This window comes from Flavobacterium sp. (assembly GCF_043720215.1).
GTDB lineage: Bacteria > Bacteroidota > Bacteroidia > Flavobacteriales > Flavobacteriaceae > Flavobacterium.
The window spans coordinates 1-2,205 of the sequence record NZ_JAYSSZ010000035.1; the positions used below are offsets into that span (position 1 = coordinate 1).

At 31.5% G+C, this 2,205-nt stretch carries 4 protein-coding genes; all 4 read right to left on the reverse strand.

What is annotated here, in order from left to right:
- Positions 1–563, reverse strand: a 563-nt coding sequence (locus tag ACHZC3_RS01440) for a toprim domain-containing protein (protein ID WP_394758096.1), incomplete at its 3' end; no start/stop codon positions are given.
- Between the two features lie 2 nt (positions 564–565).
- Positions 566–1,339, reverse strand: coding sequence for a hypothetical protein (locus tag ACHZC3_RS01445; RefSeq protein ID WP_394758097.1), 774 nt, complete (start codon positions 1,337–1,339; stop codon positions 566–568).
- The gene (locus ACHZC3_RS01450; RefSeq protein WP_394758099.1) at positions 1,332–1,598 is read right to left on the reverse strand and encodes an HNH endonuclease; all 267 of its coding nucleotides are present in this window, start codon (positions 1,596–1,598) and stop codon (positions 1,332–1,334) included. The genes ACHZC3_RS01445 and ACHZC3_RS01450 overlap by 8 nt, the downstream gene beginning before the upstream one ends.
- 300 nt (positions 1,599–1,898) lie before the next feature.
- Positions 1,899–2,205: DNA methyltransferase (locus ACHZC3_RS01455; protein ID WP_394758098.1), on the reverse strand; the 307-nt coding region annotated here is incomplete at its 5' end.

Below are 2,205 nucleotides of genomic sequence, written 5' to 3' on the forward strand. Positions count from 1 at the left end.
TAACCACTTTGGATTAATGACAAACAATCCATTTCACCCTCAACAATTATAATAGTTTCGTTATCAATTGCACAATCAAGGTTATAAAATATCAATTCAGCATCTTTAAATAGCTTAAAGTCTTTGTTTGCCCCTCTATACTTTACATTTACAAGTTCGCCATTTCGGAAGTAATTAAAATTTACTGCCTTTACTTCTGTTTTTGCTTTTGGCATCCACTCAATAGACTCAGTAACTTTTAACTCTAATAGTGTTTTTTCATCTATTTTGCGCTCCGTAAAGAACTTTACCACGTTGGGTGAATAGTTTGTATTGCTTTTGAATAAAGGTTGCTTATAAACGATTTCTTTAACTTTTGGCTCAAACTCTTTTTTTTCTACCAAAACAACTTGACAATGGTTGCACCTTCCTGCGTTCTTTTGTCCGTTAAATGAAAAAACTTTTGCAGTTTTGTTTTTCCTATCGTGTGAGCAAACAGGGCAAAGCATTTGATTTTCCCCTGTTTTATTTACCGAAATAACGTACTCTTTTTTATCTGCTAAATTTATAACTTTCAACTCCATAATTAATCAATTTTTGTAATTGTGAAATAGCTATTTTGTTGCATTAGTTCAATTTCTGAAAGTGTTTTAAGTGCTTGAAATTTACCTTGTGCATTGTAAAATGATACCATTTTACGGTCGTTAAAAGTTGTTTCTGTTATTTCGTCATTCCACCTTCTTTGATTTAAATACGTGGCAGGAAGTGGTTGAAATTGTTTATCCCTTATTTTAGAAATGAATGCAGGAAGTGTATTTATTATTTTTTCCTGTTCAGTTAAATCTAAACTATTCCATTTTTTTGTACATCCGTTTTTATCACCTTCTTTTTTATTGTACAAATTCCAAAAAACAATAAAATCAACCTTTTTAATTTGTTCTTCTTCTTGTTCTTCTTCTTGTTCTTCTTCTTGTTTGCTTTTTTTCGGTATGCGGTCGGTTATCGGTCGGTTAGCGACCGGTTTATTTTCTAATGTTTTCAATGCTTTTGACCGACCCCCTAAACTCCCATTTTTAGAATTTACCTTTGAAATGTGATTAGCTTCAACTAATTGTTCATCAAGAAAATGTATAGATATAAACCCTTCATTTACCGAAATAAAGCGGTCGGTTAATTTTGGTAATTGTGTAGGATTTTTAAATCGCTTATTAATATCTTCGATTGACAATCGACCATCTCTTTGCCAATATAAAGCACATAGATTAATAAATAGACCTTGCGTATCAAATTCTTCAAAAACAATATCTCCTGTCATCCATTCCGTTACTGTAAATTTAAAATATGGAAAGTTTTTAGCCATTTTGAATTTTATTATGTTTTTTAGCATTGCAAATATTGCATAATACCTGTTTGTTTTCTATTGTGTCTAAACCTCCTTTTGATATTGGTATAATGTGGTCTATTTCTAATAATCTAACTCCATCGTAAAGAGTGTTTTTCCCATCGTAATATCCTTTAACTGAAAAACTGTATGAGCAAAAAAAACATTTATAGTTATATTTTAGAAATAAAAAAGCCCTATCAAACGATTTTATTTTTTTTCTTGTAGAAATATTCATGATATAAAAACGAAAAAGCCCCAAATAGTCGGCAGACCAAATGGGGCTTAATCGTATATGTTTGATTTCTTCCGATTTCAAACTATTATGATTCGTTATCCTGCCGTATAACTGTATAAATTCTATGAACGTAATTTTTCTGACTGCAAAGATACTAAAAAAGTAATACAAACGTTGTAAAATGTAAAGAATAAACGGCTCCTGATTCCATCACAAGACTTTCGGAGTTTCCTCCCACCGTTCTTACTACCGTATCATTATTTGAAATCCCTACGATTCGAAACTCGGTAGCGTAATGTGTTAAAATAACTGCATAACAGATTCTTTTTCTTCAACAAATGATTTATGATTGTTGGCATTTAGATTAAAATAGCTTTCCTTTAACTCAATAGAAATGCTTTTTCGGTTCATTTTAATTGCAGAACAACCCTCAGATCCAATCCCTCCAAAATAGCTTATAACCGTTTCGCCTTCATTGGAATATAAATGCAGGATTCTTTCAATTGTATCTAATTGTAAAGGGCAAATGTGTTTTTCGTCATTTCCATCCCTTCCTGAGCGATATTGAAGTGTCCGGCTATAATCTATATCCATCCAAACAGGTGAT

Bases quoted from the DNA above. Each gene is read 5' to 3' on its own strand.
- ACHZC3_RS01445 (WP_394758097.1), bottom strand. From the start codon at position 1,339: ATGGCTAAAAACTTTCCATATTTTAAATTTACAGTAACGGAATGGATG.
- ACHZC3_RS01450 (WP_394758099.1), bottom strand. From the start codon at position 1,598: ATGAATATTTCTACAAGAAAAAAAATAAAATCGTTTGATAGGGCTTTT.